The 26,014-nt window shown below is 61.7% G+C and carries 26 protein-coding genes and 1 tRNA gene; 10 read left to right on the top strand and 17 right to left on the bottom strand.

Features of this window, described 5'->3' with window-relative positions:
* Positions 1-12: 12 nt before the first annotated feature.
* From pth to BMX62_RS12565, 8 genes are all read right to left on the bottom strand, one after another.
* Positions 13-594, bottom strand: coding sequence for an aminoacyl-tRNA hydrolase (gene pth / locus BMX62_RS01490; protein ID WP_090202946.1), 582 nt, complete (start codon positions 592-594; stop codon positions 13-15).
* Positions 595-638: 44 nt separating this feature from the next.
* The gene (locus BMX62_RS01485) at positions 639-1,268 is read right to left on the bottom strand and encodes a 50S ribosomal protein L25/general stress protein Ctc (protein WP_090202943.1); all 630 of its coding nucleotides are present in this window, start codon (positions 1,266-1,268) and stop codon (positions 639-641) included.
* A 79-nt stretch (positions 1,269-1,347) separates the two neighbouring features.
* Entirely contained in the window at positions 1,348-2,286 is a 939-nt protein-coding gene (locus BMX62_RS01480; protein WP_202906171.1) for a ribose-phosphate diphosphokinase, read from the bottom strand.
* 228 nt (positions 2,287-2,514) lie between these two features.
* Positions 2,515-2,589, bottom strand: a tRNA-Gln gene (locus BMX62_RS01475).
* Positions 2,590-2,606: 17 nt separating this feature from the next.
* Positions 2,607-3,488 (bottom strand): 4-(cytidine 5'-diphospho)-2-C-methyl-D-erythritol kinase, encoded by an 882-nt coding sequence (ispE, locus tag BMX62_RS01470; protein WP_238375800.1) that lies wholly within the window; start codon positions 3,486-3,488, stop codon positions 2,607-2,609.
* Positions 3,475-4,086, bottom strand: coding sequence for a lipoprotein insertase outer membrane protein LolB (lolB, locus tag BMX62_RS01465; RefSeq protein WP_090202937.1), 612 nt, complete (start codon positions 4,084-4,086; stop codon positions 3,475-3,477). The genes ispE and lolB overlap by 14 nt, the downstream gene beginning before the upstream one ends.
* A complete protein-coding gene (locus BMX62_RS01460; RefSeq protein WP_238375799.1) occupies positions 4,083-5,789 on the bottom strand; it encodes a tetratricopeptide repeat protein in 1,707 nt (568 codons plus the stop codon). The genes lolB and BMX62_RS01460 overlap by 4 nt, the downstream gene beginning before the upstream one ends.
* 79 nt (positions 5,790-5,868) lie before the next feature.
* The gene (locus tag BMX62_RS12565; RefSeq protein WP_143339636.1) at positions 5,869-6,099 is read right to left on the bottom strand and encodes a hypothetical protein; all 231 of its coding nucleotides are present in this window, start codon (positions 6,097-6,099) and stop codon (positions 5,869-5,871) included.
* A gap of 179 nt (positions 6,100-6,278) precedes the next feature.
* On the opposite strand from BMX62_RS12565, the gene hemA reads away from it, so the two are divergent.
* From hemA to prmC, 3 genes are read left to right on the top strand one after another with little or no spacing between them, the layout of a single operon-like run.
* Positions 6,279-7,553, top strand: a complete 1,275-nt coding sequence (gene hemA / locus BMX62_RS01450; protein ID WP_090202929.1) for a glutamyl-tRNA reductase — start codon at positions 6,279-6,281, stop codon at positions 7,551-7,553.
* Positions 7,550-8,632, top strand: coding sequence for a peptide chain release factor 1 (prfA, locus tag BMX62_RS01445; RefSeq protein WP_090202926.1), 1,083 nt, complete (start codon positions 7,550-7,552; stop codon positions 8,630-8,632). Before hemA ends, prfA begins: the two co-directional genes overlap by 4 nt.
* 8 nt (positions 8,633-8,640) lie before the next feature.
* Positions 8,641-9,492, top strand: coding sequence for a peptide chain release factor N(5)-glutamine methyltransferase (gene prmC, locus BMX62_RS01440; protein ID WP_090202924.1), 852 nt, complete (start codon positions 8,641-8,643; stop codon positions 9,490-9,492).
* On the opposite strand, the gene lipB is transcribed toward prmC, so the two are convergent.
* From lipB to ppa, 9 genes are all read right to left on the bottom strand, one after another.
* Positions 9,479-10,105: a lipoyl(octanoyl) transferase LipB gene (gene lipB / locus BMX62_RS01435; protein ID WP_090202920.1), complete on the bottom strand. Its 627-nt coding sequence runs from the start codon at positions 10,103-10,105 to the stop codon at positions 9,479-9,481. The genes prmC and lipB overlap by 14 nt on opposite strands.
* Positions 10,106-10,115: 10 nt before the next feature.
* Positions 10,116-10,385 carry a YbeD family protein gene (locus BMX62_RS01430; protein ID WP_090202917.1) on the bottom strand — a complete coding sequence of 90 codons (270 nt, stop codon included), beginning with the start codon at positions 10,383-10,385 and terminating at the stop codon, positions 10,116-10,118.
* Entirely contained in the window at positions 10,385-11,236 is an 852-nt protein-coding gene (locus BMX62_RS01425) for a D-amino acid aminotransferase (protein WP_090202914.1), read from the bottom strand. The genes BMX62_RS01430 and BMX62_RS01425 overlap by 1 nt, the downstream gene beginning before the upstream one ends.
* 20 nt (positions 11,237-11,256) lie before the next feature.
* Entirely contained in the window at positions 11,257-12,426 is a 1,170-nt protein-coding gene (locus BMX62_RS01420; RefSeq protein WP_090203118.1) for a D-alanyl-D-alanine carboxypeptidase family protein, read from the bottom strand.
* 135 nt (positions 12,427-12,561) lie between these two features.
* On the bottom strand, positions 12,562-13,398 hold the full coding sequence (locus tag BMX62_RS01415) for a septal ring lytic transglycosylase RlpA family protein (RefSeq protein ID WP_090202910.1): 837 nt from the start codon (positions 13,396-13,398) through the stop codon (positions 12,562-12,564).
* A gap of 2 nt (positions 13,399-13,400) precedes the next feature.
* Entirely contained in the window at positions 13,401-14,456 is a 1,056-nt protein-coding gene (gene mltB / locus BMX62_RS01410; RefSeq protein ID WP_090202909.1) for a lytic murein transglycosylase B, read from the bottom strand.
* On the bottom strand, positions 14,453-15,571 hold the full coding sequence (gene rodA / locus BMX62_RS01405) for a rod shape-determining protein RodA (protein ID WP_090202904.1): 1,119 nt from the start codon (positions 15,569-15,571) through the stop codon (positions 14,453-14,455). Before rodA ends, mltB begins: the two co-directional genes overlap by 4 nt.
* Positions 15,552-17,420: a penicillin-binding protein 2 gene (gene mrdA / locus BMX62_RS01400; RefSeq protein WP_090202903.1), complete on the bottom strand. Its 1,869-nt coding sequence runs from the start codon at positions 17,418-17,420 to the stop codon at positions 15,552-15,554. Before mrdA ends, rodA begins: the two co-directional genes overlap by 20 nt.
* 105 nt (positions 17,421-17,525) lie before the next feature.
* Entirely contained in the window at positions 17,526-18,059 is a 534-nt protein-coding gene (gene ppa, locus BMX62_RS01395) for an inorganic diphosphatase (RefSeq protein ID WP_090202899.1), read from the bottom strand.
* Positions 18,060-18,380: 321 nt separating this feature from the next.
* Between ppa and BMX62_RS01390 the strand changes: the two genes are divergently transcribed.
* The 7 genes from BMX62_RS01390 to tal are packed head-to-tail and all read left to right on the top strand — an operon-like array spanning position 18,381 to position 26,005.
* Positions 18,381-19,034 (top strand): adenylate kinase, encoded by a 654-nt coding sequence (locus tag BMX62_RS01390; RefSeq protein ID WP_090202896.1) that lies wholly within the window; start codon positions 18,381-18,383, stop codon positions 19,032-19,034.
* 51 nt (positions 19,035-19,085) lie between these two features.
* On the top strand, positions 19,086-21,323 hold the full coding sequence (locus BMX62_RS01385; protein ID WP_238375798.1) for an LPS-assembly protein LptD: 2,238 nt from the start codon (positions 19,086-19,088) through the stop codon (positions 21,321-21,323).
* Positions 21,316-22,662: a peptidylprolyl isomerase gene (locus BMX62_RS01380; RefSeq protein ID WP_090202894.1), complete on the top strand. Its 1,347-nt coding sequence runs from the start codon at positions 21,316-21,318 to the stop codon at positions 22,660-22,662. The genes BMX62_RS01385 and BMX62_RS01380 overlap by 8 nt, the downstream gene beginning before the upstream one ends.
* Positions 22,659-23,657: a 4-hydroxythreonine-4-phosphate dehydrogenase PdxA gene (gene pdxA, locus BMX62_RS01375; RefSeq protein ID WP_090202891.1), complete on the top strand. Its 999-nt coding sequence runs from the start codon at positions 22,659-22,661 to the stop codon at positions 23,655-23,657. The genes BMX62_RS01380 and pdxA overlap by 4 nt, the downstream gene beginning before the upstream one ends.
* A 20-nt stretch (positions 23,658-23,677) precedes the next feature.
* On the top strand, positions 23,678-24,007 hold the full coding sequence (locus BMX62_RS01370) for a DUF4156 domain-containing protein (RefSeq protein WP_090202888.1): 330 nt from the start codon (positions 23,678-23,680) through the stop codon (positions 24,005-24,007).
* Positions 24,007-24,825 carry a 16S rRNA (adenine(1518)-N(6)/adenine(1519)-N(6))-dimethyltransferase RsmA gene (rsmA, locus tag BMX62_RS01365; protein WP_090202884.1) on the top strand — a complete coding sequence of 273 codons (819 nt, stop codon included), beginning with the start codon at positions 24,007-24,009 and terminating at the stop codon, positions 24,823-24,825. Before BMX62_RS01370 ends, rsmA begins: the two co-directional genes overlap by 1 nt.
* A gap of 55 nt (positions 24,826-24,880) precedes the next feature.
* The gene (gene tal, locus BMX62_RS01360; protein ID WP_090202881.1) at positions 24,881-26,005 is read left to right on the top strand and encodes a transaldolase; all 1,125 of its coding nucleotides are present in this window, start codon (positions 24,881-24,883) and stop codon (positions 26,003-26,005) included.
* Positions 26,006-26,014: the final 9 nt, after the last annotated feature.

Genomic DNA, 26,014 nt, shown 5'->3' with positions numbered 1-26,014 from the left:
AAACCGGAGCAATCACGCCGAGTGCAGACGGTTTGTGGCTTTCTGCAGCCCTTGGGACAGCAGCAGGGGCATGAGGTCAGCGGCACGATCAATGGCAGCCATGATCAGAGGCGCTTCCTCTCGGGAGGGGCGGTTCAGGACAAATCCGACCACCTGCTCACGATGACCGGGGTGGCCTACCCCCAGCCGCAGGCGCATGAAGTCCTGCCCCTGGTGGGCCATGATATCCCGCAGCCCATTGTGCCCGCCATGCCCACCCCCGCGCTTGAGACGGGCCGTGCCCGGCGGCAGATCGATCTCGTCGTGGGCCACCAGTACGGAGGTGATGGGAATTTTGTAAAACTGGGTGAGCAGCCGGATGGGTTGACCACTGTGATTCATGTAGGTCTGGGGCTTGATCAACCAGATCTCCTGCCCCTCGACGCGGATGCGCGCCGTTTCGCCGGCAAACTTGTTCTCCAGACGAAACTGGCCGCCATGACGGCGGGCCAGTTCCTCCACAAACCAGAACCCGGCATTGTGCCGGGTCATGGCATAGTCGGGACCGGGATTGCCCAGCCCCGCGATGACCTGAACGGTGTCTTTGTCAGCCACTGGCCGGTGTCATCCCTATCTTGCAATCAGAAAGAAAAGGCGGCTTATGCCTCACCTTCGCCCTCGGCTTCGGATTCTTCAGTGCTGCTGCCACCACGGGTCTTGAGCACACTGACCACCGGCAGATCATGGTCTGCACCCTGAGCCAGGGCCACAACAGTCACCCCTTCGGGCAACTGAATCTGGGACAGATGCAAAGATTCACCCACATTCAGCGCAGCCACGTCCACCTCGATGAATTCCGGCAGGTTTTTGGGCAGACATTCCACTTCCACTTCCACCGCCTGGTGGCTGATCATGCCGCCGCCGGTCTTGACGCCCACACAGACCTCTTCATTGATGAAGTGCAAAGGCACATGGACCTTGATGGCCTGATCATCGGTCACCCGCTGCAGATCCATGTGCAGGACCATCTGCTTCACCGGATGACGCTGCAGGTCACGCAGGATAACCCGCTCGGAATGACCGTTCACCTTCAAGGTCAGGATGTGGGAATAGAACGCCTCATGGGCCAGACTCAACCACACAGCGTTGTGATCCAGAGTGATGGCCATGGGGTCCTTGCCGGCACCATAAACAATGGCAGGCAGCTTGCCGGCGCGACGCAGGCGGCGGCTCGCACCCTTGCCCTGGTCTGCGCGCAGCTCGCCTTGCAATTCGAAATTGACACTCATGTAAATTCTCCAGTCATACCTACAAAATGCCTCTCCCGCGACCAGGAGAGACCATGGCGATTCAGCCTTAGTCTGTTCATCAATCGATGAACAGGGAGCTGACCGATTCCTCACGATTGATACGGCGGATGGTTTCCGCCAGCATGCCGGCCACGCTGAGCTGCTTGATGCGGCCACAGGCCTTGGCTTCAGGACGCAGGGGCAGGGTGTCCGTGACCACCAGTTCATCGAGCTGGGAGTTATTGATGTTTTCGATGGCAGGACCGGAGAGTACCGGGTGGGTGGCATAGGCCATGACCTTGGCGGCGCCATGATCCTTGAGGGCCTTGGCAGCCTGGCACAGGGTACCGGCGGTATCCACCAGGTCGTCGATGATGATGCAGGTCTTGTCTTCCACATCGCCGATGATGTGCATCACCTGGGACTCGTTGGGTTTGGGACGCCGCTTGTCGATAATGGCCAGTTCTGCATCATCCAGACGCTTGGCCAGGGCGCGGGCGCGGACCACCCCCCCCACATCAGGAGATACCACCAGCAGGTTGGGAATTTTCTGACGCCAGATATGCCCCAGCAACACCGGCGAGGCATAGACGTTATCCACCGGCACGTTAAAAAAGCCCTGAACCTGATCGGCATGCACATCCACCATTAACACCCGATCGGCACCCACGGCCTCCAGCATGTTGGCCACCACCTTGGCAGAGATGGGCACCCGGGCAGATCGCACCCGACGATCCTGGCGGGAATAACCAAAATAGGGAATGACCGTGGTGATGCGACCAGCGGAAGCCCGACGCAAGGCATCTACCATGATCAGCAGTTCCATCAGATTGTCATTGGTGGGCGCGCCGGTAGACTGGACGATGAACACGTCCCGACCACGCACGTTCTCCAGGATTTCCACCTGCACCTCACCATCACTGAAACGGCCAACAACGGCCTTGCCCAGGGGGAGATTGAGGTGATTGACGACACTCTGTGCCAGTTGGGGCGTGGCATTCCCCGCGAAAACCATCATTTTGGATTTTTCCACCACTGTGGACCTGGGCAGCATGATTGCGACAATGTCCGGTTGCGAACGAATCGGATGACAGGAACCCACCAGCCGGGCTGATGCGGGCCACCCTGCCGGCGAAAGGACGCATCAGCCCGCACCACAGCATAAGCGCCACCCGTCGGCAGCTGTCATGGTGACAATCAACCGGAGGCGGCGCTGGCCTGGCGTTGGCAAGCAACGTCTGAAGAATGGCTGGGCCGGCAGGATTCGAACCTGCGAATGCCGGGATCAAAACCCGGTGCCTTACCACTTGGCGACGGCCCAATAAATCGTGTTATCCGTTATTCCTGCAGGGCACTGATAACCCGGAGCTGTTTTCGGTGCCGGTGCAGCGGAGAGGCATTGCAACCCTGGGCTACAAATCCTGCCCACACCTTCGGCAAATGCTCACAGGCGGCGCGGGCAGCGTCTTCTGTCTCAAAGACACCAAACACGCAACTGCCGGTCCCCGTCATACGGGCCATGACCCCCTGATCCTGCAGCCATTCCAGGGCTTTGGCCACCTCTGGAAAGCGCTGGCAGACGATCGGCTCACATACGTTCCCCGCTCGCCCTGCAAGAAAGTCCGCTATTGTGATGGATGAACAGTCCCGTGTCAATCCAGGATCGGAAAAGATTGCAGCAGTGGGCACCATGACGCCGGGATGCACCACCAGATACCAGGGCTCTGGTGGCGACACCGGCTTTAACTGTTCCCCGACGCCTTCTGCCCAGGCCGCATGGCCACGCACGAACACGGGAACATCCGCCCCCAGTCGCAGGCCCATGTCGGCCAGGGCATCGTCGTCCAGTCCAGTGCCCCAAAGGGCATTGAGGGCCACCAGCACCGTGGCGGCATCAGAACTGCCGCCCCCCAGTCCGCCCCCCATGGGCAAGCATTTATGGACCCGAATGGCCACGCCGCCAGGGTAGCCGGTGGCCGCCTTGAGGGCCAGGGCCGCCCGCACGGTCAGATCATCGTCATGGTTCACCCCATCCAGAACATGCTCGGCGTACACCCGATCCTCATCGAGTAACCGAAAATCCAGACGGTCCCCATAATCGAGGAACTGAAACACGGACTGCAACGCGTGATAGCCGTCGGGACGACGCCCGGTGATGTGCAAAAAGAGATTCAGCTTGGCAGGCGCGGGCCAGCCCATACCAGGATCATGTCGGGTCATGGTTTATCTGCCAATCATCCACCACCAGGCGGACGCGGATGGTGTCAAAAGTGAGTCTCATGCGGTCGGGCAATGTCATGGTATCGCCCACCTCGGTATAGCGATCATACCCCACGTCCCAGCCGGACTGCAGCAATCGCTGGGGCCGACCCAACGGGTCCAGGGTCAGGTCTGTCACCGGCCCGGGGGCCAAAATACCCAGAACCCAGTAGCGCAGGCCACTGACCGGCAACTGCCAGCCCAGGGTCTGATACACCAGCTGGTCCACGTCCTGATCCTGATACACCTCTCCTTCGGCGTTACGCAGGGTTACACCGGAGGCACGACCCACCAGGGTGGCGCCATGGCGCCCGAAGGGACCCAATAATTGAATATCATAGTCATCCCCCCGTTGACGCCAGCGTAAATGGGCGTTCCACTGTTCATTTTCCAGAAACAGGGCAATCCGGCCAGTCAACACCCAGTCATCCTGCGCCCCAAGCTGTTGCATCCGGGTCTGCCAGGCCTGAGCCTGATGATCCACCGGCAACGGGGGCTGCACGGCACAGCCACCCAGCATCAAGGCGGCCAGCATTAACAGCCATCCCTTGATTTTCATGGCACCAAGCGCTCCCTGAGCCGATGCAGGCGCTCATGGTCCGGTTCACGCTCCAGGGCGCGATGGAGAATATCCAAAGCCTCCTGCTGCGCCCCCATATCCCAGAGCAGGGCGGCCAGATTACTGGCTATTTCACCGTCCTCCATCAGGTCATAGGCGCGCCGCAGATAGATTTCGGCCTCCTCCAGGCGACCCAGGCGATAGAGCACCCACCCCATGCTGTCGATGATGGCTGCATCATTGGGCCGTTGCGCATAGGCTCGACGGATATAGCCGTAGGCTTCTTCATGGCGGTCAGTACGATCAGTGAGGATATAACCCAGGGCATTGAGGGCAGCCGGATTATCCGGATCCTGATCCAGAATCAGCGTCAAATCCGCTTCTACCTGATCAATCCGCTCCAGTCGCTCGGCCATGAGCGCCCGGGCATAGAGCAGTTCCAGATTATCTGGATACTCCCTCAGGCCCTGATCCAGCAAATCCATACCCGCCCAATAATCCCGGATATTCCGGAGCAGGCTGGCCTCTGCCAGATACACCCGGACCCGTTCAATCGGATCGTCCAATCGCTGCCGCAGGGCGGACAGTTCCTCCCGGGCGTGGGTCACCTGCCCCATTTCCCCCATCAACAAGGCAGCCCGCAGCCGGGATTCGTGGCGATGTTCACCCCGACTGACCTGCTCATAAAACCGGATTGCCTGCTCCGGCTGACCGGTGGCCTCGGCAATCCGTCCCAGGTAATACCGGGCTTCGGGAATACGTCGTCCGGTTTGCAGCACCCGTTCCAGATAACGCTGGGCGTCTTCGTACTGGGCCACTTCGATGTTCAGCAACCCCAGGGTATACAGCAGATCTGCATCCCCTGGCCGGGACTGGACCGCCTGCTCAAACTGCCGACGGGCGTCGTCGTAATGGTCTGCCTGCAATAACATGCGGGCATAGGTGACCCGCAGGTCCACATCATCGGGATAACGGGCCACCAACTGATCCATGGCTTGCAAAGCGGCAGCCTGATCGCCGGCCTGCACCAGCCCCCTGGCCCGCAGGACATGGGCCTCAAGGAGGTGATCATCCAGAACCAGGGCCTGCTCGGCGGCAGCCACTGCCGTCAGGGGCAAATCCTGGCGCAGGGCCAGTCTGGCCACAGCCAGATAGGCCTGGGGATCATTTTCACGGGCCTGGGCCACCAGGGTCAGGGCCGTTACCGCGGCATCCCCCTGCTGACTGCGGGCAAGCATGTTGACCAGTGGGCCAAGCCCCTCTCCCTCCATCGCTTCCAGATATTCAAGCACCTGAAGTAAATGGGGTGCGGCATCTTCAGGCCGCCCTGCATTCACCAAAAGCGCCGCCAGCACCTGCCGGGCTTCCTGGTTATCAGGCTCCAGTGCCAGCCAACGCTCGGCCCCCGGCAGGGCAGCTTCTGGATCGCCGGAAAACAAGGCGATACGGGTGGCCCGTTCAGCCACTTCCGGGTTACGGGTCCGCTGAGCCGCACGCAGGTAATGCGCCACAGAGACTTGCAGTTGGCCCATATGTCCGGCAATTTCCCCCACCAGCAGCTCATAAAACAGATCGGCAACGCCGTTATCGTCAATCTCCAATGGCAGCAGATGGCCTTCCGCCAGGGGCAACCAGGGTTCGTGGGCCTCACCACTGTTGTCACGGGGCATCCCGGAGCAGGCGGCCAACATCCCGCACAGCATCAACACTATCCAGGGACGACCCACTGAACCGGGGGAGATACGGGGGAAAAACGATGGATATCTGGGCAGCATGGAAGAACTATAAACCCATTTGTTCAAAATGATGACCCCGAAAAGGCGTGTCAAAGTCGCAGGACAGTGTAAACTGGAGCGGACACTCCCGCAGCACAGGCACGTCAACCGGGTGGACCGGCAAGTCAAGTCCGTCGGCGCGGGAAATTGCAAGCTCTTGATGGGGGACATGGACGCCCGACGGGGAATCCACCACATTGACGCGGATTACAATGCGGTTGAGCAGCAGCACGGACATGGTGACACCATCCCCATGTTCCTTAGCACCCCATCGGGACCGATAAGTTCCCCCAAGCGGGTCAATTCCCGCTAAAAAATCGGTTTTCCAAGTGGACTCAAAGGGTTGAAAATCCGGGACACCTTGTCATGACTTCAATGCTGGCGCAAAATACCCTATTACACAGGTCTTCACGTGCGATGCTTTTTACTCTCGGAGTCAATCATAAATCCGCCCCGGTCGGGATTCGCGAACGGGTTGTATTCTCCCCGGACCGCATGGATGAAGCCCTCACCGGCCTGATCCGTTCCACGCCGGTGGAGGAAGCGGCGATCCTGTCCACCTGCAACCGGACGGAAATCTACTTCCGTTCCGAGGCCCATCAGCCCACGGACCGGGTGTTGCACTGGCTGGCCGACTTCCATCGGCTCAAGCCCGGCGAGATCCAGCCCTACATTTACCGTCATTCAGAAGCCGAAGCGGTCAAGCACCTGCTTCGGGTGGCCTGTGGCCTGGATTCCCTGGTACTGGGAGAACCTCAGATCCTGGGCCAGCTCAAGGGGTCCTATCAGAGCGCCGGCGCCGCCGGCACCCTGGGCCGCCAGCTGGGGCGACTGTTCCAGCATGCCTTCTCGGTGGCCAAGAACGTCCGCACCTCCACCGCCATCGGCTCCAGCCCGGTCTCGGTGGCCTTTGCCGCCGTTTCCCTGGCCAGGCAGATCTGGGGCGACATGAAGCCCCTCACCGCCCTGATGATCGGTGCCGGTGAGACCATCGAACTGGCGGCCCGCCATCTGCACAGCAACCAGATTGGCCGCATCATCGTCGCCAACCGCACGGTGGAACGGGCCAAGACCCTGGCCAGCGAGTTCGATGCCGAGGTGATTACCCTCTCGGAGATCCCCGCCCGTCTGGCGGAAGCCGACATTCTCATTTCCTCCACTGCCAGCCCCTTGCCGATTCTGGGCAAAGGTGCCGTGGAACGGGCCTTGAAAGCCCGCAAGCGTCGCCCCATGTTCATGGTGGACATCGCCGTACCCCGGGACATCGAGCCGGAAGTGGGCAGCCTGGACAACGTCTTCCTCTATACCGTGGACGACCTGGAAGAAGTCATCCAGGAAAACCTCCAGTCCCGTCGCGAAGCCGCTCGTCAGGCGGAGGAGATCATCGACTCCCAGGTCAGCACCTTCATGGGCTGGCTGCGGGCCCAGAGCGCGGTGAGCACCATCTGCGCCTTCCGTGATAAAGCTCACACCGTGCAGCTGGAAGTGCTGGAAAAGGCCAATCAGATGGTGGCCGCCGGCAAGTCACCGGAAGAAGCCCTGTCCTTCCTGGCCCATACCCTCACCAACAAGCTGCTGCATGACCCCTGCCACACCATGAACGAGGCCGCCCGTGAAGGACGCCTGGAGTTGGTGGACGCCGCCCATGCCCTCTTCAAATTGCCGAGTCCCACCGACAAGCCCCACTCGTGAAAGACTCCATTCGTCGCAAACTTGAAGAGATCGCAGATCGTTTCGAGGAACTCAGTGGCCTGCTGGCGGACCCACAGACCATCGAGGATCAGGATCGCTTTCGCCGGTATTCCATGGAATACAGCCAGCTGGAACCGGTGGTTCTAAGCTGGAAAGACTATGCCGCCGCCACCGATGAGCTGGAGGCGGCCCGCCAGATGGCCCGGGATCCGGACCCGGACCTGCGGGCCATGGCCGAGGAGGAAATCCCCCTGGTCTCCGAGCGGCTGGCGTCCCTGGAACTGGACCTGCAGCGGCACCTGATCCCGAAGGATCCCCACGACGAGAACAACACCTTCCTGGAAATCCGTGCCGGCACCGGCGGGGACGAGGCCGCCATCTTCGCCGGCGATCTGTTCCGCATGTACAGCCGCTATGCGGAGACCCGGGGCTGGCAGGTGGAACTTTTGTCCGAAAGCGAGGGCGAGCATGGCGGTTACCGGGAGGTCATCGCCCGCATCATTGGGCGCGGGGTCTATTCCCGCCTCAAGTTTGAATCCGGTGCCCACCGGGTACAGCGGGTACCGGATACAGAATCCCAGGGCCGCATCCACACCTCTGCCGCCACCGTTGCCGTGATGCCGGAACCGGACGAGATGGAGATCCCCGAGATCAATCCGGCGGACCTTCGCATTGACACCTATCGGGCCAGCGGCGCCGGCGGCCAGCACGTCAACCGGACCGATTCCGCCGTGCGTCTCACCCACCTGCCCACCGGCCTGGTGGTGGAATGTCAGGACGAGCGCTCCCAGCACAAGAACAAGGCCCGGGCCATGAGTCTGCTGGCCGCCAGGTTGATCGAGCGGGAAGAAACCCGCCGCTTCCAGGAACAAAGTGCCACCCGCAAGAGCCTGGTGGGCAGCGGGGATCGCTCCGAGCGTATCCGCACCTACAACTTTCCCCAGGGACGGGTCACGGATCATCGCATCAACCTGACCCTCTACAAGCTGGAAGCCATCATGGCCGGCGATCTGGACCCGGTCATCGATCCACTGGTGAACGAACATCAGGCGGAGCAACTGGCCGCTCTGGCGGACTAAAAACCGCCTTGCCCGCCATCACCCTCAAGGCCCTGCTGGTGGAGGCGAGATCCGCCCTGGCCCACGGTGACACCCCCCGTCTGGACGCCGAACTGTTGCTGGCCCATGTTCTGGGCAAGGATCGGGGCTGGCTCTACGCCCATGGCGATGACATCCTGGAAGACCCGAACGCCCTGGGGATCTTTCAGGCCCTGGTGCGGCGCCGCGGCGAGGGGGAACCGGTCAGCTACCTGCTGGGCAGCCGGGAATTCTGGTCCCTGAACCTTGCGGTCCGCCCCGGTGTGCTGATCCCCCGCCCCGATACCGAAACCCTGGTGGAAACCGCCCTGTCCCGGCTGGCCGAAGACTTTTCGGGCCGGCTGGCGGACCTGGGCACGGGCACCGGTGCCATCGCCCTGGCCCTGGCTGTGGAGCGCCCCCAATGCCATATCATTGCCGTGGACCGCTCCCCCGAGGCGCTGGCGGTGGCACGGGAAAACGTGATGCGGCTGGGGCTGGAGGCGCGGGTGCACTGCCGCCTGGGCAACTGGTTCGAGCCCCTGGCCGGCGAACGGTTTGATCTGATCGTCTCCAATCCCCCCTATATCGCCGACGCAGACCCCCATCTGACCCAGGGGGATCTACGCTTTGAACCCCCCTCGGCCCTGGCCTCCGGGCCGGACGGCCTGATGGACATCCGCCGGATCGTCGAGCAGGCCCCCGGACATCTGGAGCCGGGTGGCACCTTGCTGCTGGAACATGGGATGGATCAGGGCGAGGCGGTGCGGACACTGCTGGCGCAGCGGGGGTTTACCGAAGTGGAGACGGTGCGGGATCTGGGCGGCAGGGAGCGGGTAACACTGGGGATCATGGGCCGATAACCGGTCTGTGCAACCGCTGGGACAGGGCCTGAGTCAATCCCTGGGCCGCCTGATCCCAGTTCGTCCGTACCCCCAGCGCCGCCAGCGAAGTGGTCACCAGACCCCGATGGCCGCAGGGATTGATGCGATCAAAGGCGGACAGGTCCGGGTCAAGGTTGAAGGCCAGCCCATGATAACTGCCCCCGCGCCGGACCCGCAGCCCCAGGGCGGCAATCTTGGCTCCATCCACATAGACCCCCGGTGCATCCGGCCTGGCCCGGGCGGTGATGCCCTGGATGGCCAGATAATCGATCACCGCCGACTCCAGCGCGGTGACCAGGGCCCTCACCCCCAGGCCGGCGCGGCGCAGATCCAGCAGGGTATAAATAACCACCTGCCCCGGTCCGTGGTAGGTCACCTGCCCACCCCGGTCCACCGCAATCACCGGGATGTCCCCCGCATCGAGAATATGCTCGGACTTGCCATTAAGGCCCAGGGTGAATACCGGCGGATGCTCCACCTGCCAGAGTTCATCGGCAGTGGCGTCATCCCGGACATCGGTAAAGGTCTGCATCTGCCGCCAGGTCAGGGCATAATCCCGGCACCCCAGTCGGCGAACGAAAATGGCGGACATCAGGCCGGACTCAAAGGGTCATCTGCACCAGCTCGCAGGCATTGAGTTCCAGATACAGGGCATCCATCTGGGCCTGACTTTGGGCATGGACACGGATGGTGATGGCCTGGTAGCGCCCACCCTTGGAGGCACGCTGGGAAAAATCCGACTCCCGGATATCCGGCACATGCTTGCCGACAATGGCCCGCACCCGTTCCCCCAGCTCCGGCACCGAGGCACCAAACACCTTGACCGGGAACTGGCAGGGAAACTGTAATCCCATCTCTTCAGGCTTTTGCATCAGGCGCCCTCCCGCAGTCGGGCCTTGTAATCCTGGTACAGGCCATGGATACGCCGCCACACCGGGCCGGGCAGGCCCGTCCCCACTGGCCGACCGTCAAGACGGGTCACCGGCAGGATCTCCCGGGTGGAACTGGTGAGCCAGATCTCCTCGGCCATCTGCAGGGACTGCTCTGGAATGGTGGACTCCATCAACGGCAACCCTGCGTCCTGGGCCAGTTCCATCACCAGATCCCGGGTAATGCCGGGCAACAGGGACCGGTCCTTGGGCGGGGTGATGATGACCCCATCCCCCACCACGAACAGATTGCTGGCTGCCCCTTCCGTGGCCAACCCCTGACGGATCAGGATGGCTTCCGTGGCCCCGGCATCCAGGGCTTCCTGACGGGCCAGCACGTTGGGCAACAGGGTGATGGCCTTGATGTCGCAACGGGACCAGCGATGGTCGTCCACCACCACTGCCGCCACCCCCTGCTCCAGTACCGCCGGATTCTGGGGGGCGATGGGATTGACCATGGCAAACACCGTGGGCTGGACGCCGACGGGAAAGGCGTGATCACGCCGGGCCACGCCTCGGGTCACCTGAATATAAAGGCTGCGGTCCCCGCCCGGATTTTTCTCCAGCAGGGTTGCCAGCAGGGATTCCCAGCCCGACGGGTCATGGGGATTGTGGATACGCACCTCGGCCAGACTGCGGGCCAGACGGGCCAGATGCGCCGCCAGTTGCAATGGCCGGCCACCGAACACCGGGATCACCTCATAGACCCCGTCACCGAACAGAAAACCCCGGTCAAATACAGAAACCTGGGCCTGGGCTTCCGGCACGAATTCACCGTTGAGATAGATGATCATGTCTCGACACACCCAAAGGTTCAGCGAATCCACATCCAGGCACTGTCGATCAGGCGTCGGAACAGACCACCTTCCTCAATCCCGCGCAGGGCCACCAAGGGCACCACCTGCAAAGGCTCACCGTCCAGCATGATGCGCAACTCGCCATAGGTCCGACCATGTTCAATGGGGGCCTCCAGCTTGCCTTCCAGGGACACCTCGGCCTGCAGACGGTCATAACTGCCCCGAGGAATGCTCACATGCAGATCGCGCACCAACCCCAAGGGCACCCGGTCTTCCTCGCCCTTGTAGACTCTGGCTTCGGTCAGCGCCATCCCGGCATCGTAGAGCTTGTGAGTCTCAAACTGTCTGAAGGCCCAGTTAAACAGCGCCTGGGATTCATTGGCCCGCAACCGGCCTCCTTGCTCGTGGTCGGCGGCTTGAATTCCCATGACAGAAACCACCAGACGGGTGCCATCCCGCTGGGCAGAGGACACCAGGTTGTAACCGGCACTGCTGGTCCAGCCCGTTTTGCCACCGTCTACCGAATCATCCCGCCACAGCAGGATGTTGCGATTGGACTGGGAAATGCCATTGAAGCTGAAACTGCGCTCGGAATAGTAAGGATAATATTCGGGGAAATTGCGGATCAGCGCCTGCATCAACACGGCGATATCGTAAGCGGTGGTGTACTGGGGCGTATCACTGGGCAAACCGTGACTGTTCTGGAACCGGGTGTCATACATGCCCAAGGCCCGAGCCTGGGCATTCATCATGTCCACAAATGCCCCTTCGGTCCCGGCAATCCGTTCAGCCAGGGCAACACAGGCATCATTGCCGGACTGCACGATCATGCCACGGATCAACTCCTCCACCGTCACCTGGGTGCCCACTTCGATGAACATGCGCGAAGCGCCCCGCATTCCGGTACGCCAGGCCCGTTCGCTGACGTCAACCCGCTCGTTGAGGGCCAGCTTGCCGTCCTGCAATTCCTTGAAGACGATATAGGCGGTCATGATCTTGGTCAGGCTGGCGGGTTCCACCCGCTGGCCCGCCTCCCGTTCTGCCAGCATCATGCCACTGGCGGCATCAAGCACCACATAGTTACGGGCCACCAGATCCGAAGGGGGAGACACCCGCAGGTTGGCCCCCGCCAAACCGGGCCATAGAAGCGCAAGCAATAAAACGCTAACAAGAAATCTTGGCATCATCATCATTGTGCGAGAAACCCCGTGCTTTGGAATCTCGCGTCCTCTTGTGTGGTTAGGTTAAGAAAGTATCGCCATGATCGTCTGTCCAGTGCAACACACGGCAATGGCGGTGTGCCCCCCTCGATGCGCCCCGGTTCAATCGGCAACCACGCGAAAATCCCCCAACCCCATGGATTCCAGCACTCTGGCCGTGTCCTGCTGGCTGCGGATATCCGTCAGGGGGCCTACCCGAACCCGATAGATGGTACCATCGGCCCGCCGGGTTTCAGCCAGAGAGACCCGATCCAGACGGGTATTCAGTTGGCGGCGCAATTGTTCTGCATTGGATCGACTGGAAAAAGCCCCCACCTGAAAAAACACCGGACCCGCCCCACCGATGGCGGGTCTGTCGGACAACGTGGTGGCAGTCAGCGCCTTGACCTCCACGGGCGCCGTTCCCCGCTCCAGCATGCCAATACGATGGGCCGCCGCGTAGGAAAGGTCAATGATGCGATTGTCCACAAATGGCCCCCGATCATTCACCCGCACCACCACACTGCGCCCATTGTCCAGATTGGTGACCCGAACATAGGTGGGCAGGGGCAGGGATGTATGGGCCGCGGTCATGGCAAACATATCGTAAGGTTCGCCACTGGAGGTGCGTCGGCCATGAAACTTGGTGCCATACCAGGACGCAATACCCCGCTCCCGGTATCCGGCGGCACTGTTGAGGGTGGTATAGCGGCGCCCGAATACCACGTAGGATTCCGGGTTACCGTAACGACTGGGCGGCTCTGCCCGGGGAATGGGTTCAGGAATCCGCGACAAATCCGGTATCCGGGATGGATGGGGCGCACCGTCCTGCTCTGCAGGTGAGGCGGGAGATGTGGGGGAGGCCGGTGGCACCCCAGAACCACGGGGGCCACTACAGGCAGTCACCGTCAGCACCAGCAACACCACAGACAGCCGCCCACCCCACCATCCCGGCGTCATTTTCAGGGCTCCCGGGCCAGGGACTGCTCACGGGCCTGACGGATTTCCCGGGCCAGTTCATACACCGCCATGGCATAGAGGGGGCTGCGATTGTATCGGGTAATCACATAGAAGTTGTCATACCCCAGCCAGACCTGAACCCCGTCGTCTGCCTCCAACTCGATGACCGAGAAGCGGGCCTGGGGGTCCACCCGTCCCTCGGGTCTAAGACCATGACGAGCCAGTTCATCCAGATCGAAGCGGGCCTGGAACCCACCTCCCAGCAATGCCTTGTAGGCGTCCCCTTCCACGTTGGCCCGAACCACTACGGGCGCCCCCATGGTCCAATGGTGCCGACGAAAATAGTTGGCCACACTGCCGATGGCGTCGGGCCAGGAATTGAGCAGATCACGCCGGCCATCGCCGTTGAAATCCACGGCATATTCCCGATAACTGGAAGAAATGAACTGTCCTCGACCCATGGCTCCGGCGTAGGAACCCAGCGTCCCCCGCAAATCCAGCCCTTCCTCCTGCACCAGATGCAGGTAGTGACGTAACTCGGAGCGGAAGAAATCAGCCCGGCGCGGATAATCAAAGCCCAGGGTCACCAGGGCATCAAGTACCGGGAAAGTCCCCTGATGGCGGCCATAGAACGTCTCCACACCAATGATGGCAACGATAATCTCTGCGTTCACCTGAAAGGTTTCCTGGGCGCGCAAAATGGTGGCTTCATGCTCCCGCCAGAAACGCTCTCCGGCCCGGATACGTTGTTCGGTCAGGAAGATTGGCCGGTAATCCTTCCAGGGTCGGGCCTCCGCCGGGGTGGAAATCAGATCCAGCACCCGCTGCTGGGGCCGCACCTGGGTAAACAGGCGCTCCAGCTCACGGGCATCAAAACCGTCTTCCTGCACCAGGGTGCGAATGAATTCCCGTACCTCCTCCCGCTCCAGATAGGGTGGGTCACCGGCCACCAGGCCGCGGGGATTGGCCCCGGCCACGGCCACGATGCTGGACAGCATCAAGGTCAGCAGCAGGGCAGAAAATGTACGAAACCGGGGCATAGCAGTCGGGGAAGTCATCGGGCTAGCAGTCTACGGTGAGAGTGGATGGACATGAGAATACCGAAAGCCGCCATCAGGGTCACCATGGATGTACCACCGTAGCTCAACAGGGGCAAGGGCACCCCGACCACGGGCAACAATCCCGACACCATTCCGGTGTTGACCAGGACATAGATGAAGAAGGTAAAGCTCAAGCTGCCCGCCAGCAATCGGGAGTAGGTGTCCTGGGCGCGCAAGGCGATGATCAGCCCACGGATGATCACGAACAGATACAAGGCCAGCAGCAGCAATACCCCCATCAGGCCAAATTCTTCGGCATGGACGGCAAAAATGAAATCGGTGGACCGCTCCGGCAAAAACTCAAGCTGGGACTGGGTGCCGTTGAGCCATCCCTTGCCATAAAGTCCCCCCGAACCAATGGCGATTTTGGACTGGATAATGTGATAACCCGCCCCCAGGGGATCGCTTTCCGGATTCAACAGGGTGAGTACCCGCCGGCGCTGATAATCCTGCATGAAATGCCACAGCACAGGGGCTGCCAGCATGGCCAAAGCCCCCAAAGCCATGAGAATGCGCCAACGTACCCCAGCCAGAAAAATGATCACCAGCCCCGAACCGGCCACCAGCAGCGCCGTACCCAGGTCCGGCTGGCGGGCAATCAGACCCGCCGGCACCAGCACCAGCAAGGCAGCAATCACCACCTCAAGAAACCGGGGGGGCAGGGGGCGGTCGGCAAAATACCAGGCCACCATCATGGGCACGGCAATCTTCATGAATTCCGAAGGCTGGAAACGCACCACCCCCAGGTCCAGCCAGCGCTGGGCACCTTTGCCCACCTCACCGAAAAACATCACCGCCAGCAGCAACAGCACCCCGAACACATACACCCAGGGTGACCATTGGCGCAGGTGATGGGCAGGAATCTGTGCCAGCAACAGCAGCACCATGAAGGCAACGCCCACCCGCACCCCCTGACGATACAGGGTGTCGATATTTTCCCCGCTGGCGCTATAGAGCACCACAAAGCCGATGGCCAGCAACAGCACCACCCCACCCAGCAGCAGCAGGTCCAGATGCAAGGCGCGCAGGATGGCACGACCCAGACCAGGCTCGTCAGCGGTACCATTGCGCATCAGGGGTCATCTCCAGCATGAAATAGTCCATGACCCGACGGGCCACCGGCGCCGACACTCGCCCTCCGCTACCGCCATTTTCCACCAATACCGCCACCGCGATACGAGGATCTTCTGCCGGTGCAAAGCCGATGAACAGGGCGTGGTCCCACAGATGCCTGGGCAAGGCACCTTCGTCATACTCCTCATCCTGTCCCAGACTGAAGACCTGGGATGTGCCGGTCTTGCCGGCGATGCGATAGGGTGCATCACGGCCCGCCGAGTGAAAGGCAGTGCCATTGGGTCGATGCATGACATGCTCCATGGGAGTGAGCACCTGGTCCCAGAACTCGGGCCGGGACACCTGAACCGGGGTCAAAAATTCCGGCTCGGCCACATGAAGTTCCTCCCCGTCCTCACCCAGCACCCCCCGCAGCAAATGGGGTCGCACCCGCTGGCCGCGCATGGCCAGGGTGCTGGTGATGGAAGCCAACTGCACCGGTGTAGCCAGCATATAGCCCTGACCGATGGAGGTGATCAAGGTTTCACCGGGAAACCAGGGCATGCCATGGGCACCCCGTTTCCATTCCCGACTGGGCAACAATCCCCGACGTTCACCGGTACTGTCGATGCCCGTGGCCTCCCCCACCCCGAAGCGCCCGAGAAATTCCGACATCCGATCAATCCCCAGGCGGAAGGACATGTCGTAAAAATACACATCCGAGGACTGGGTAATGGCCTTGTCCAGATCCACCCAGCCATGACCGTGCCGCCGCCAGTCCCGATAACGCCGGGTATCGTTGGGCAGGGTGTAGTAGCCTGCGGCGAACATCATGCGGTCGGCCCGGATCACGCCATGCTCAAGCCCCGCCAGTCCCACCAGCATTTTCAAGGTGGAGCCGGGCGGATACTGACCAGACAGCGCCCGGTTGAACAGGGGCTGACGGCGATTATTGCGTAACTCATTGAAAGTACGGGCGGGAATGCCGTGGACAAACAGGTTCGGGTCAAAAGTAGGCATGCTGACCATGGCCAGCACTTCACCGTTGCGGGGATCCATGGCCACAATGGCCCCGGCCATGCCCTCCAGCGCCTCCTGGGCCACCGCCTGCAGACGCACATCCAGGCTCAGCACCAGATCACGCCCCGGCACCGGCGGCTCTCGCTCCAGGATACGCAGGGTACGCCCCTGGGCGTTCACCTCCACTTTCTGAAATCCCACCTGACCATGCAGGTCGTCTTCGTAATAACGCTCGATACCCAGCTTGCCGATATGGGTGGTGCCGGCATAGCGGCGGGTGTCGATACGGGCCATCTCCCGTTCATCAATACGCCCCACATAGCCGATAACATGGGCCAGTGACGCCCCGTGGGGGTAATGCCGGGCCACCCTGGCCTGCACATCCACACCGGGAAACAAATGACGGTTCACGGCAAAGTTGGCCAGTTCCTCGTCAGTCAGATTGAGCTTGAGCGGTACCGCCTGGAACGGGCGTTTCCCCCGCAGGGCACGGCGAAAACGGTCAATTTCCTCCGGTTCCAGTTCCAGCAAATCCGACAGGCGATCCAGGGTATCTTGCAGATTACCCACCTGCTCCGGGGTCACTTCCAGTTGGTAAGCCGGACGGTTTTCCGCCAATACCACCCCATTGCGGTCATAGATCAGCCCCCGAGGCGGCGGCAGGGCCTCCAGTCGCACCCGGTTATTCTGGGACAAGGTGGCAAAATGGGAATGGTTGACCACCTGTAACTGGGTCAGTCGCATGGCCACCAGGGTAAACAGCAGCACAATGACCACCCCCAGGACGATGACCCTGGCAAGGAACAGACGCTGTTCCTGATGATGATTTTTAATGGGTTGACGCGACATGCCCTTGATCCGGAAGGCTCACGGCCAGAACAGAGGCTGGCGTCCGGTATACATACAGTAAACGGGGATGGCAGGGGGAGGCGGGTTGCCTCCCCTTGCCTATCATCAAGCCTGGCTCTGATAGCGTTTTACGCCGCTGTCGATTTCGGCTCTGGCCTCATCGGCACCGACCCAGCCTTCGACCTGTACCCACTTGCCCGGTTCCAGTTCCTTGTAATGCTCAAAGAAATGCTTGATCTGATCCAGCAGCAAAGCCGGCACGTCTTCAGGTTCCTGGATATGGTCATACTCACGGGACAGCTTGGATACGGGCACTGCCAGCAGTTTGGCATCCTCACCCGCCTCGTCCTTCATCTTGAGCATGCCCACAGGCCGGCAACGGATCACGCTGCCGCTGGCCACCGGGAAGGGCGTCATCACCAGTACATCCACCGGATCGCCATCATCGGACAGGGTATGGGGCACAAACCCATAGTTGCAGGGATAGAACATGGGGGTGGCCATGAACCGATCCACCAGCAGGGCACCACTGTCCTTGTCCACCTCGTACTTCACCGGCGACGCATGGGCAGGAATTTCGATAATTACGTTGATGTCATTGGGCAGGTCTTTGCCCGCAGAAATTTTGTCAATATTCATAGTCCCTCGCAAGGAAACCCGCGACTCAAGTCACAGGAGGCATTGGGGCTGCGGTATTGCAGCCGCCGAAACAGATTGGGCCTGCCACTCACCGGGCTGCCAGGGCGACCCGGTAAAGCGCCTGGTCAGGCAGGGGGAGTTGACGAGATGGCCCAGGGGGGTTGAGATCAAGAGACGGCATTATAACGACAACAGGGCCGGGAAAAACCCATCCCAAGGGGGAGAATGCTTGCGTGCCGGCCACATGAGCGGGTATAAGTTTCGGCCTGATGTCTCTATAACCCATGCAATACACACTATTATTTCAAAAGGGGAAATGCCATGCGTATCGTGCTTCTGGGCGCACCAGGGTCCGGCAAGGGAACCCAATCCAAGCTGATCATGGAACGTTACCAGGTGCCTCAAATCTCCACCGGAGATCTGCTGCGCGCCGCCGTTGCCGCCGGAACGCCCCTGGGCCAGCAGGCCAAGGCAGCCATGGACGCCGGTCAGCTGGTGACCGACGATATCGTACTGGGCATGATCCGCGAGCGTCTGGCCATGCCCGACACCCAGCAGGGCTACATCCTTGATGGTTTTCCCCGCAACCTGGCCCAGGCGGGTGCGCTGGATGATCTGCTCAAGGATCTGGGCAAACCGCTGGACGTGGCCCTGCTCATCGACGTGGACTTTGAAAGCCTGATGCAGCGTCTCACTGGCCGTCAGACCTGCGCCTCCTGTGGTGCGGTCTTCAACCGCTACACCCACCCCACCCGGGAAGAGAACGTCTGTGATGTCTGCGGGGGTGAACTGACCCATCGGGCCGACGACAACGAAGACACCATTCGCAACCGCCTCAAGGTCTACGAAGAACAGACCCGCCCCCTGGTTCAGTACTACAACGAACGCAGCCTGCTCAAAACCGTTAAGGGTGAAGGGGAAATCGAAACCATCTACAAGGCCGTTGCCGACGTATTGGCATCCACCCGTCAGTAATCACGCCCTTTATCCCGAGACACATCCAGTGTCTCGGGATCACCCCATCCAATGCCCGAGCCGATCCCCATGGATGCCAGTCCAACGCGCCCTGGCAGCATTTTGATCAAACCCCATGCACTGTTGTCCTGCTGCCTGGTCATGGCCGCCTGCATACCCCTTGCCCATGGCGAAACCTGGTCCTTATGTGCACCGCGTCCCGAACCCGCCCCCCGGCTGGCCCCGGAGGATCAGCGCCTGCACCTGTCTGCCGACCATGCCTTTATCGACCGGGACGGGGTTTCCCGACTGGAAGGCGATGTCACCTTGCAGGACCGGTATCGCAGCCTGTGGGCAGACCGCATCCACTACGACGAGCAACGGGGTTTTTTAGATACCACCGGCAACGTCCGCCTGGAGACCACCAGCGGCATCGCCTTTGACAGCCCTGGGGGATTTTTGTACCTGGATACCGAAACGGGCCGTTTCAAGGATGCCCGTTATCGTTATGATCCCCGGCATGTCCGGGGCGAGGCCCGGATACTGGAACCTCAAGGCCCCGACCGGCTATCCCTGCAGGGTGCCACCTTCACCACCTGCGACCCTGGACAGGATGAATGGCTGCTGTCTGCAGAACAGGTCACCCTGAACCGGGATACGGGTCAAGGCACGGCCAACTCGGTGCTGCTGCGGTTTTACGGTGTGCCACTGCTGTACACCCCCTGGATCACCTTTCCCATCGACGACCGCCGCAAGACCGGGCTGCTGCCGCCCCGTTTCGGCACGTCGGACAACACCGGAACCGATCTGCTGATCCCCCTGTATCTGAATCTGGCCCCCCACCGGGATGCCACCCTGGGCCTGCGACTCATGGACAGCCGGGGCGCCATGGTGACATCGGAGTTTCGCTATCTAAACCCCAACAGTGAAGGACGGTTGCAACTGGATCATCTGCCCAATGACACCCGTTATGGAGAAGATCGCACCCTGACCGCCTGGGATCATCACTGGCGTATCCGACCGGCATTGCACGCCCATATCACCGGCACCGATGTGTCCGATGACCGCTACTTCCGGGATCTGGGCAATGCCCTGGACGACACCGGAATCACCCATCTGGAGCGGCGGGCCGACCTGATCTACAGTGGTCAGGGCTGGACCCTGCTGGGACGGGTGCAGGACTTTCAGACCCTGGATGACAGCCTCTCCGGCAACAACCGCCCCTACAAGCGCCTGCCCCAGGTGCTCTATCAGGGGCAATGGGCACCCCGGCCCGGCAGTTGGGCCTACCGCATGCGGGGCGAATGGGTGGCTTTTGAGCGGGACAACACGGTCACTGCCCGGCGCACGGACCTGATGCCGGAAATCAGCCGCCCCTTCCAGGGCGCGGCCTGGTTTTTCACCCCCGGCCTGAAATACCAGTTCACCCATTACGACCTGGACCAGCAGCCCGCCGGCGTCGCCTCACACCTGAGCCGCACTGTCCCCATTGCCAGTCTGGATGCCGGCCTGTTCCTGGACCGCCCTCTGGAAGGGGGCCGCCTCCAGACCCTGGAACCCAGGCTGTACTACCTTTATGTGCCCTACCGGGAACAGGACGACATTCCCCTGTTTGATACGGCCCAGTTTGACTTTAGCTTTGACCAGCTATTTCGGGATCACCGGTTCAGCGGCCCCGACCGGGTAGCAGACGCCAACCAGCTCACCACGGCCCTCACCACCCGGTTGATCGACGGCCATTCCGGCACCGAGCGCCTGCGGGCCAGTCTGGGGCAAATTCACTATTTTGAAGATCGGCGGGTGACCTTGCAGGACACCGACACCGCCCATACTGCCAGCAGTTCTGCCCTGGTGGGTGAGGCCGGGGTGCGCCTGGGAGATCACTGGAGCGCCCGGGGCAGCATCCAGTGGGATCCACGACGGGAACAGACAGAACGCGCCTCAACCCATGTGCAATACCGGCTGGACGGACGGCGGGTGATCAACCTGGGGCATCGCTACCGGGAAGACCTGCTGGAACAGACGGACCTGTCCTTTGCCTGGCCCCTGTCCCCCCAGTGGGAGATGGTTGGACGCTGGGCCTACAGTCTGCGGGATGACCGGGATCTGGAAATCCTGGCAGGTCTGGAATACAAACGCTGCTGCTGGGCCTTTCAGTTGGTCTCCCGGCGTTATCTCAACGATGGCGCCACGAACGAGTACAATGACGGCATCTACTTTCAACTGATCCTCAAGGGACTCGGCAGTCTGGGCACCGGCCTTGGTGACCTGCTGAGCGAGGGCGTACTGGGTTATCACATTCATGACTAAACTGCTGTTGATCCTCCTGCTCCTGGCCGGGTCTGGCATCCTCGGCGCCCAACCGGTGGCCGCTACGGAAGACCGCCTGCTGGACCGGATCATTGCCGTGGTGGAAGAAGATGTCATCATGCGCAGTGAGCTACTGCAGCGGATGGACGATGTCAGCCAGCAACTGGCCAGCCGGGATGGCCAGGCCCCGCCCAGGGAAATGCTGGTGCGTCCGGTGCTGGATCGACTGATTCTTGAACGCCTGCAACTACAGGAAGCCCGCCGCATCGGTATCCGCATCGACGATATCACCCTCAACAACGCGGTGGAGAGCATCGCCAGGGAAAACCGCATGACCCTGGCCCAGTTTCGGGATCGGCTGGTGGCCGAAGGCATGGATTTTCCCACCTTTCGAGAGCAGGTCCGGGATGAACTGGCCATCTCCCAACTGCGGCGGCGCCAGGTGGATGCCCGTATTCAGGTCAGCGAACAGGAAATCGACGACCTGATTGCCAGTGAAAGCGGAGCCATTGACAGGGATGTGGAATACCGGCTGCTGCATCTGCTCATTGCCCTGCCCGAAGGCGCAACCCCGGAACAGATCCGCGCTGCCCGGGAACAGGCCGGGCACATCCGCGAGGAAGCCGCTGCCGGCGCCGATTTCACCGCCCTGGCCCTGCGGGAATCTGCCGGCAGACAGGCTCTGGAAGGCGGGGATCTGGGCTGGCGTCGGGCCAGCCAGGTGCCCACCCTGTTTGCCCGCCATGTGGTCCTGATGCGGGAAGGAGAAGTCAGCGAAGTCATTCGCTCCCCGTCTGGTTTTCATATCATCAAACTGGCAGAACGTCGCGGGGGCACCCGCGCCCTGGTCCGGCAAACCAGAGTACGCCATATCCTGATCTCCCCCACCGAAGTGCTCACCAGTGACGAGGCTTTTGAGCGCCTTTCTGGCCTGCGGGGACGCATCAAGGATGGTGCTGATTTTGCCGAACTGGCCCGCGCCCATTCCGACGACCGGGGCAGCGCATTGCAGGGCGGCGACCTGGGATGGACCGATCCTGGCGATCTGGTACCCCAGTTTGAGGATGTGATGAACCGCCTGTCACCCGGTCAGGTCAGTGAACCGGTCCGTACCCCCTTTGGCTGGCACATCATGGAAGTGCTGGAACGACGGGACCACGATGGTTCCAGGGCGCTGATGCGCACCCAGGCCAGGGAGATCATTCGGGATCGCAAACGGGACGACGAACTGGAACTGTGGCTACGCCGGTTGCGGGATGAATCCTTTGTGGAACTGCGGCTGGATGCCCTGAATCTGGACAGCCCGATCCGCCCCATTGCCCCTCTGGAGGGCCGATGACCCCCATCGTCCCCCGTATCGCCATCACCCCCGGAGAACCTGCAGGCATCGGCCCGGATCTGGTGGTGATGCTGGCCCAGCAGCCCAGCCCGGCACAACGGGTGGTGATCGGCGACCCCAAGGTCTTGCAGGCCCGGGCCAAAGCCCTGAAACACCCGCTGACACTGATCCCCTTTGACCCGGAACGCCCCCCCAGGGCCGATGCTGCCGGCACCCTGACCGTGGTCGAGGATTGCCATACTGCAGCGCCGGTTCGGGCCGGACATCTGGACCCGGCCAATGGTGCCTATGTGCTGCAAACCCTTGAGCGGGCGACCGACGGCTGTATGGCTGGCACCTTCGACGCCCTGGTCACCGGGCCGGTCAACAAGGCCATCATCAACCAGGCGGGCATACCCTTTACCGGCCATACGGAATTTCTGGCGGCCCGCTGTGGTGCCCCGATGCCGGTGATGCTGCTGGCTGCCGGGGCATTACGGGTGGCGCTGGCCACCACCCATCTGCCCCTGTCCAGGGTACCTGCCGCCATCACCCCGGCGCGACTCCTGACCGTGTTGCGTATCCTGCATCAGGATCTGCAACGGCAATTTGGATTACCGGCACCACGGATCCTGGTTTGCGGTCTCAATCCCCATGCCGGGGAAGATGGACACCTGGGTGATGAAGAAATCAGGATTATCACCCCGGTACTGGAGCAGCTTCGGGGAGAAGGCATGGACCTGCAAGGGCCCCTGCCCGCCGATACCCTGTTTACTGACCGTCATCTGCGGGAGGCGGACGCGGTATTGGCCATGTACCATGACCAGGGACTACCGGTACTTAAACATGCCGGTTTTGGCCAGGCCGTGAATATCACCCTGGGACTGCCCATGATCCGCACCTCCGTGGACCACGGCACGGCCCTGACACTGGCTGGCACCGGTCGGGCCGAGGCCGGCAGTTTGACCGCCGCCCTGGCGCTGGCCATTACCCTGGCCCGACAGGGATCATCCTGACCCACACCGAGGAATCGTCCATGTCCCGAGTCCTGCCCATCGGCACCCTGGCCCTGCTGGCCCTCACCCTGACCCTGGGAGGGTGTACATTCATCAAACTCACCCCAGGGGGTGAGCGGGTGCGTATTCTGGAGGCCCACGAAATCGGCAACTGCGAACGTATCGGCAGCACCTCCGCCTCGGTGGCAGAACAGGTGGGTATTTTCAGGCGCCCACCAGAAAAGCTGACCCAGGAAGTGGAACACGCCGCCCGCAATGCAGCCGCCGAGATGGGGGGCGACACCCTGGTGCCTCAAGGCCCCCTGCGGGAAGGTCGGCGGGGCTATGATGTCTACCGCTGCATTCGCTGATGGCCCTTCTGGAGACCTTATCCCCCGTGGAACATGCCCCCAAAAAACGCTTTGGCCAGCATTTCCTTCATGATCCCGGCATCATCAGCCGCATCGTCGGCGCCATCGACCCCCAACCAGGGCAAACCCTGGTGGAAATCGGTCCTGGCCTGGGGGCCATCACCCGGCCCGTACTGGCCCGCTGCCAGCAATTGCATGTGGTGGAACTGGACCGCAGCCTGATCCCCCGGCTGCACACCGAATATGCAGACATCGGTGAACTGGTGGTTCATGCCGCCGATGCCCTGAAATTTGACATCGGCACAGTGCCGGTCCCCCCCGGCCAGGGGCTGCGGGTCATCGGCAACCTGCCCTATAACATCTCTACCCCATTGATCTTTCACCTGCTCAAATGGGCCGATGGCATCCAGGACATGCACTTTTTGCTGCAAAAGGAAGTGGTGGACCGGCTGACCGCCCTTCCCGGCACCGCCGAATACGGACGCCTGGGGATCATGGTGCAATACCACTGCCAGGCTGAAGCCCTGTTCCATGTGGGACCGGGAGCATTTCGTCCCCCCCCACGGGTGGATTCCGCCGTGGTCCGGCTGGTGCCCTGGAAAACCCCACCCTGGCCCGCCCAGGATGACACCCTGTTTGCTGCCCTGGTTCACCAGGGATTCACCCGTCGCCGCAAAACACTACGCAACGCCCTGCAAGGGCTGGCAGATCCGGCGGCCATGATGGCCGCAGACATCGACCCCGGTCGGCGCCCGGAAACCCTGTCGGTGGCAGAGTTCGTCCGCCTGGCCAACCAGGTGGCCACAGGCCGCCCCTAAGCCGGCCCCGCAAGGGGTCAACCTACTTTTTTTATCCGCCATCAGCGAGGACATCATGGCAGAACACAACCCGCTGCTTCGTCTGAAAGACCTGGGCCAGAGCATCTGGTACGACTACATCCGCAGCGACCTCATGACCTCCGGGGCACTGGGGCGTCTGATCCGGGAAGACGGCCTGGGGGGACTGACCTCCAATCCGGCCATTTTCGACAAGGCCATCACCGGCAGTGACCTGTACGACAGCGCCATCCGGGATTGTCTGAGCCAGTCCCCGGACCTGACCACCCAGGCCCTGTTCTACCGACTGGCCATGGCCGACCTGCAGGCCGCTGCCGATGCCTTTGCCGACACCTACCGGGAAAGCGGTGGCCGGGATGGTTTTGTCAGCCTGGAAGTGTCCCCGGAACTGGCCTTCGACACCGAGGGCACCGTGGAGGAGGCCCTGACCCTGGCCCGCCAGATGGATCGGGCCAACCTGATGATCAAGGTACCCGGCACCTTGCCCGGGCTGGCGGCCATCGAACAACTCACTGCCGCCGGAATCAACGTCAACGTCACGTTGCTGTTCTCCGTCACCCGCTACCAGGCTGTGCTGGAAGCCTTCCTCAAGGGACTGGAAACCCGGCTGAACCAGGGGGCACCGGTGGCCTCCATTGCCTCGGTGGCCAGCTTCTTCATCAGCCGGGTCGACACCGCTCTGGATGCCCTGCTGGAGGAACGCATCCGTGAAGGCCGTCCGGTGGAACATATGCGAGGACAACTGGCCATCGCCAATGCCAAACTGGCCTATGCCCATTTTCAGCACGTCCGCGACAGCGAACGCTGGCAGCGGCTGGCCCGGGCGGGCGCCCAGCCCCAGCGGCTGCTATGGGCCAGCACCGGCACCAAAAATCCTGACTACAGCGATGTCATGTATGTGGACGGACTGATTGGCCCGGACACAGTCAATACCCTGCCTCCGGCCACTCTGGATGCCTTCCGGGATCACGGCAGCCCGACCCTGACCCTCACCCAGGATCAGGAACAGGCCCGCGCCCTGATTCAGGGACTGCCGGATCTGGGTATCGATCTGGAAAGTGTCACCGACCGACTGGAAGCCGAAGGGGTACAGGCTTTTGCCGATGCCTTTGCTCACCTGATGCAAGGTTTGAACGACAAGCGCAACCGCCTGACAGGCTAGGGGCACTGG

The sequence above is a fragment of the Ectothiorhodospira magna genome, assembly GCF_900110965.1.
GTDB classification, from domain to species: domain Bacteria; phylum Pseudomonadota; class Gammaproteobacteria; order Ectothiorhodospirales; family Ectothiorhodospiraceae; genus Ectothiorhodospira; species Ectothiorhodospira magna.
The sequence above is the reverse complement of the archived record's forward strand: the minus strand, read 5'-3'. Positions and strand labels throughout refer to the sequence as shown.

What these genes read in the sequence shown, in the direction of transcription:
- BMX62_RS01380 (WP_090202894.1), top strand. Translation starts at nt 21,316, where the DNA reads ATGACTAAACTGCTGTTGATCCTCCTGCTCCTGGCCGGGTCTGGCATC.
- BMX62_RS01460 (WP_238375799.1), bottom strand. Translation starts at nt 5,789, where the DNA reads ATGCTGTGCGGGATGTTGGCCGCCTGCTCCGGGATGCCCCGTGACAAC.
- tal (WP_090202881.1), top strand. Translation starts at nt 24,881, where the DNA reads ATGGCAGAACACAACCCGCTGCTTCGTCTGAAAGACCTGGGCCAGAGC.
- BMX62_RS01480 (WP_202906171.1), bottom strand. Translation starts at nt 2,286, where the DNA reads ATGATGGTTTTCGCGGGGAATGCCACGCCCCAACTGGCACAGAGTGTC.
- lolB (WP_090202937.1), bottom strand. Translation starts at nt 4,086, where the DNA reads ATGAAAATCAAGGGATGGCTGTTAATGCTGGCCGCCTTGATGCTGGGT.
- pdxA (WP_090202891.1), top strand. Translation starts at nt 22,659, where the DNA reads ATGACCCCCATCGTCCCCCGTATCGCCATCACCCCCGGAGAACCTGCA.
- mrdA (WP_090202903.1), bottom strand. Translation starts at nt 17,420, where the DNA reads ATGTCGCGTCAACCCATTAAAAATCATCATCAGGAACAGCGTCTGTTC.
- rsmA (WP_090202884.1), top strand. Translation starts at nt 24,007, where the DNA reads ATGGCCCTTCTGGAGACCTTATCCCCCGTGGAACATGCCCCCAAAAAA.
- BMX62_RS12565 (WP_143339636.1), bottom strand. Translation starts at nt 6,099, where the DNA reads ATGTCCGTGCTGCTGCTCAACCGCATTGTAATCCGCGTCAATGTGGTG.
- BMX62_RS01390 (WP_090202896.1), top strand. Translation starts at nt 18,381, where the DNA reads ATGCGTATCGTGCTTCTGGGCGCACCAGGGTCCGGCAAGGGAACCCAA.
- BMX62_RS01370 (WP_090202888.1), top strand. Translation starts at nt 23,678, where the DNA reads ATGTCCCGAGTCCTGCCCATCGGCACCCTGGCCCTGCTGGCCCTCACC.
- mltB (WP_090202909.1), bottom strand. Translation starts at nt 14,456, where the DNA reads ATGACTTCCCCGACTGCTATGCCCCGGTTTCGTACATTTTCTGCCCTG.
- hemA (WP_090202929.1), top strand. Translation starts at nt 6,279, where the DNA reads ATGCTTTTTACTCTCGGAGTCAATCATAAATCCGCCCCGGTCGGGATT.
- BMX62_RS01425 (WP_090202914.1), bottom strand. Translation starts at nt 11,236, where the DNA reads ATGATCATCTATCTCAACGGTGAATTCGTGCCGGAAGCCCAGGCCCAG.
- rodA (WP_090202904.1), bottom strand. Translation starts at nt 15,571, where the DNA reads ATGCGCAATGGTACCGCTGACGAGCCTGGTCTGGGTCGTGCCATCCTG.
- BMX62_RS01485 (WP_090202943.1), bottom strand. Translation starts at nt 1,268, where the DNA reads ATGAGTGTCAATTTCGAATTGCAAGGCGAGCTGCGCGCAGACCAGGGC.
- BMX62_RS01430 (WP_090202917.1), bottom strand. Translation starts at nt 10,385, where the DNA reads ATGCAAAAGCCTGAAGAGATGGGATTACAGTTTCCCTGCCAGTTCCCG.
- BMX62_RS01385 (WP_238375798.1), top strand. Translation starts at nt 19,086, where the DNA reads ATGCCCGAGCCGATCCCCATGGATGCCAGTCCAACGCGCCCTGGCAGC.
- ppa (WP_090202899.1), bottom strand. Translation starts at nt 18,059, where the DNA reads ATGAATATTGACAAAATTTCTGCGGGCAAAGACCTGCCCAATGACATC.
- BMX62_RS01415 (WP_090202910.1), bottom strand. Translation starts at nt 13,398, where the DNA reads ATGACGCCGGGATGGTGGGGTGGGCGGCTGTCTGTGGTGTTGCTGGTG.
- ispE (WP_238375800.1), bottom strand. Translation starts at nt 3,488, where the DNA reads ATGACCCGACATGATCCTGGTATGGGCTGGCCCGCGCCTGCCAAGCTG.
- lipB (WP_090202920.1), bottom strand. Translation starts at nt 10,105, where the DNA reads ATGTCCGCCATTTTCGTTCGCCGACTGGGGTGCCGGGATTATGCCCTG.
- BMX62_RS01420 (WP_090203118.1), bottom strand. Translation starts at nt 12,426, where the DNA reads ATGATGCCAAGATTTCTTGTTAGCGTTTTATTGCTTGCGCTTCTATGG.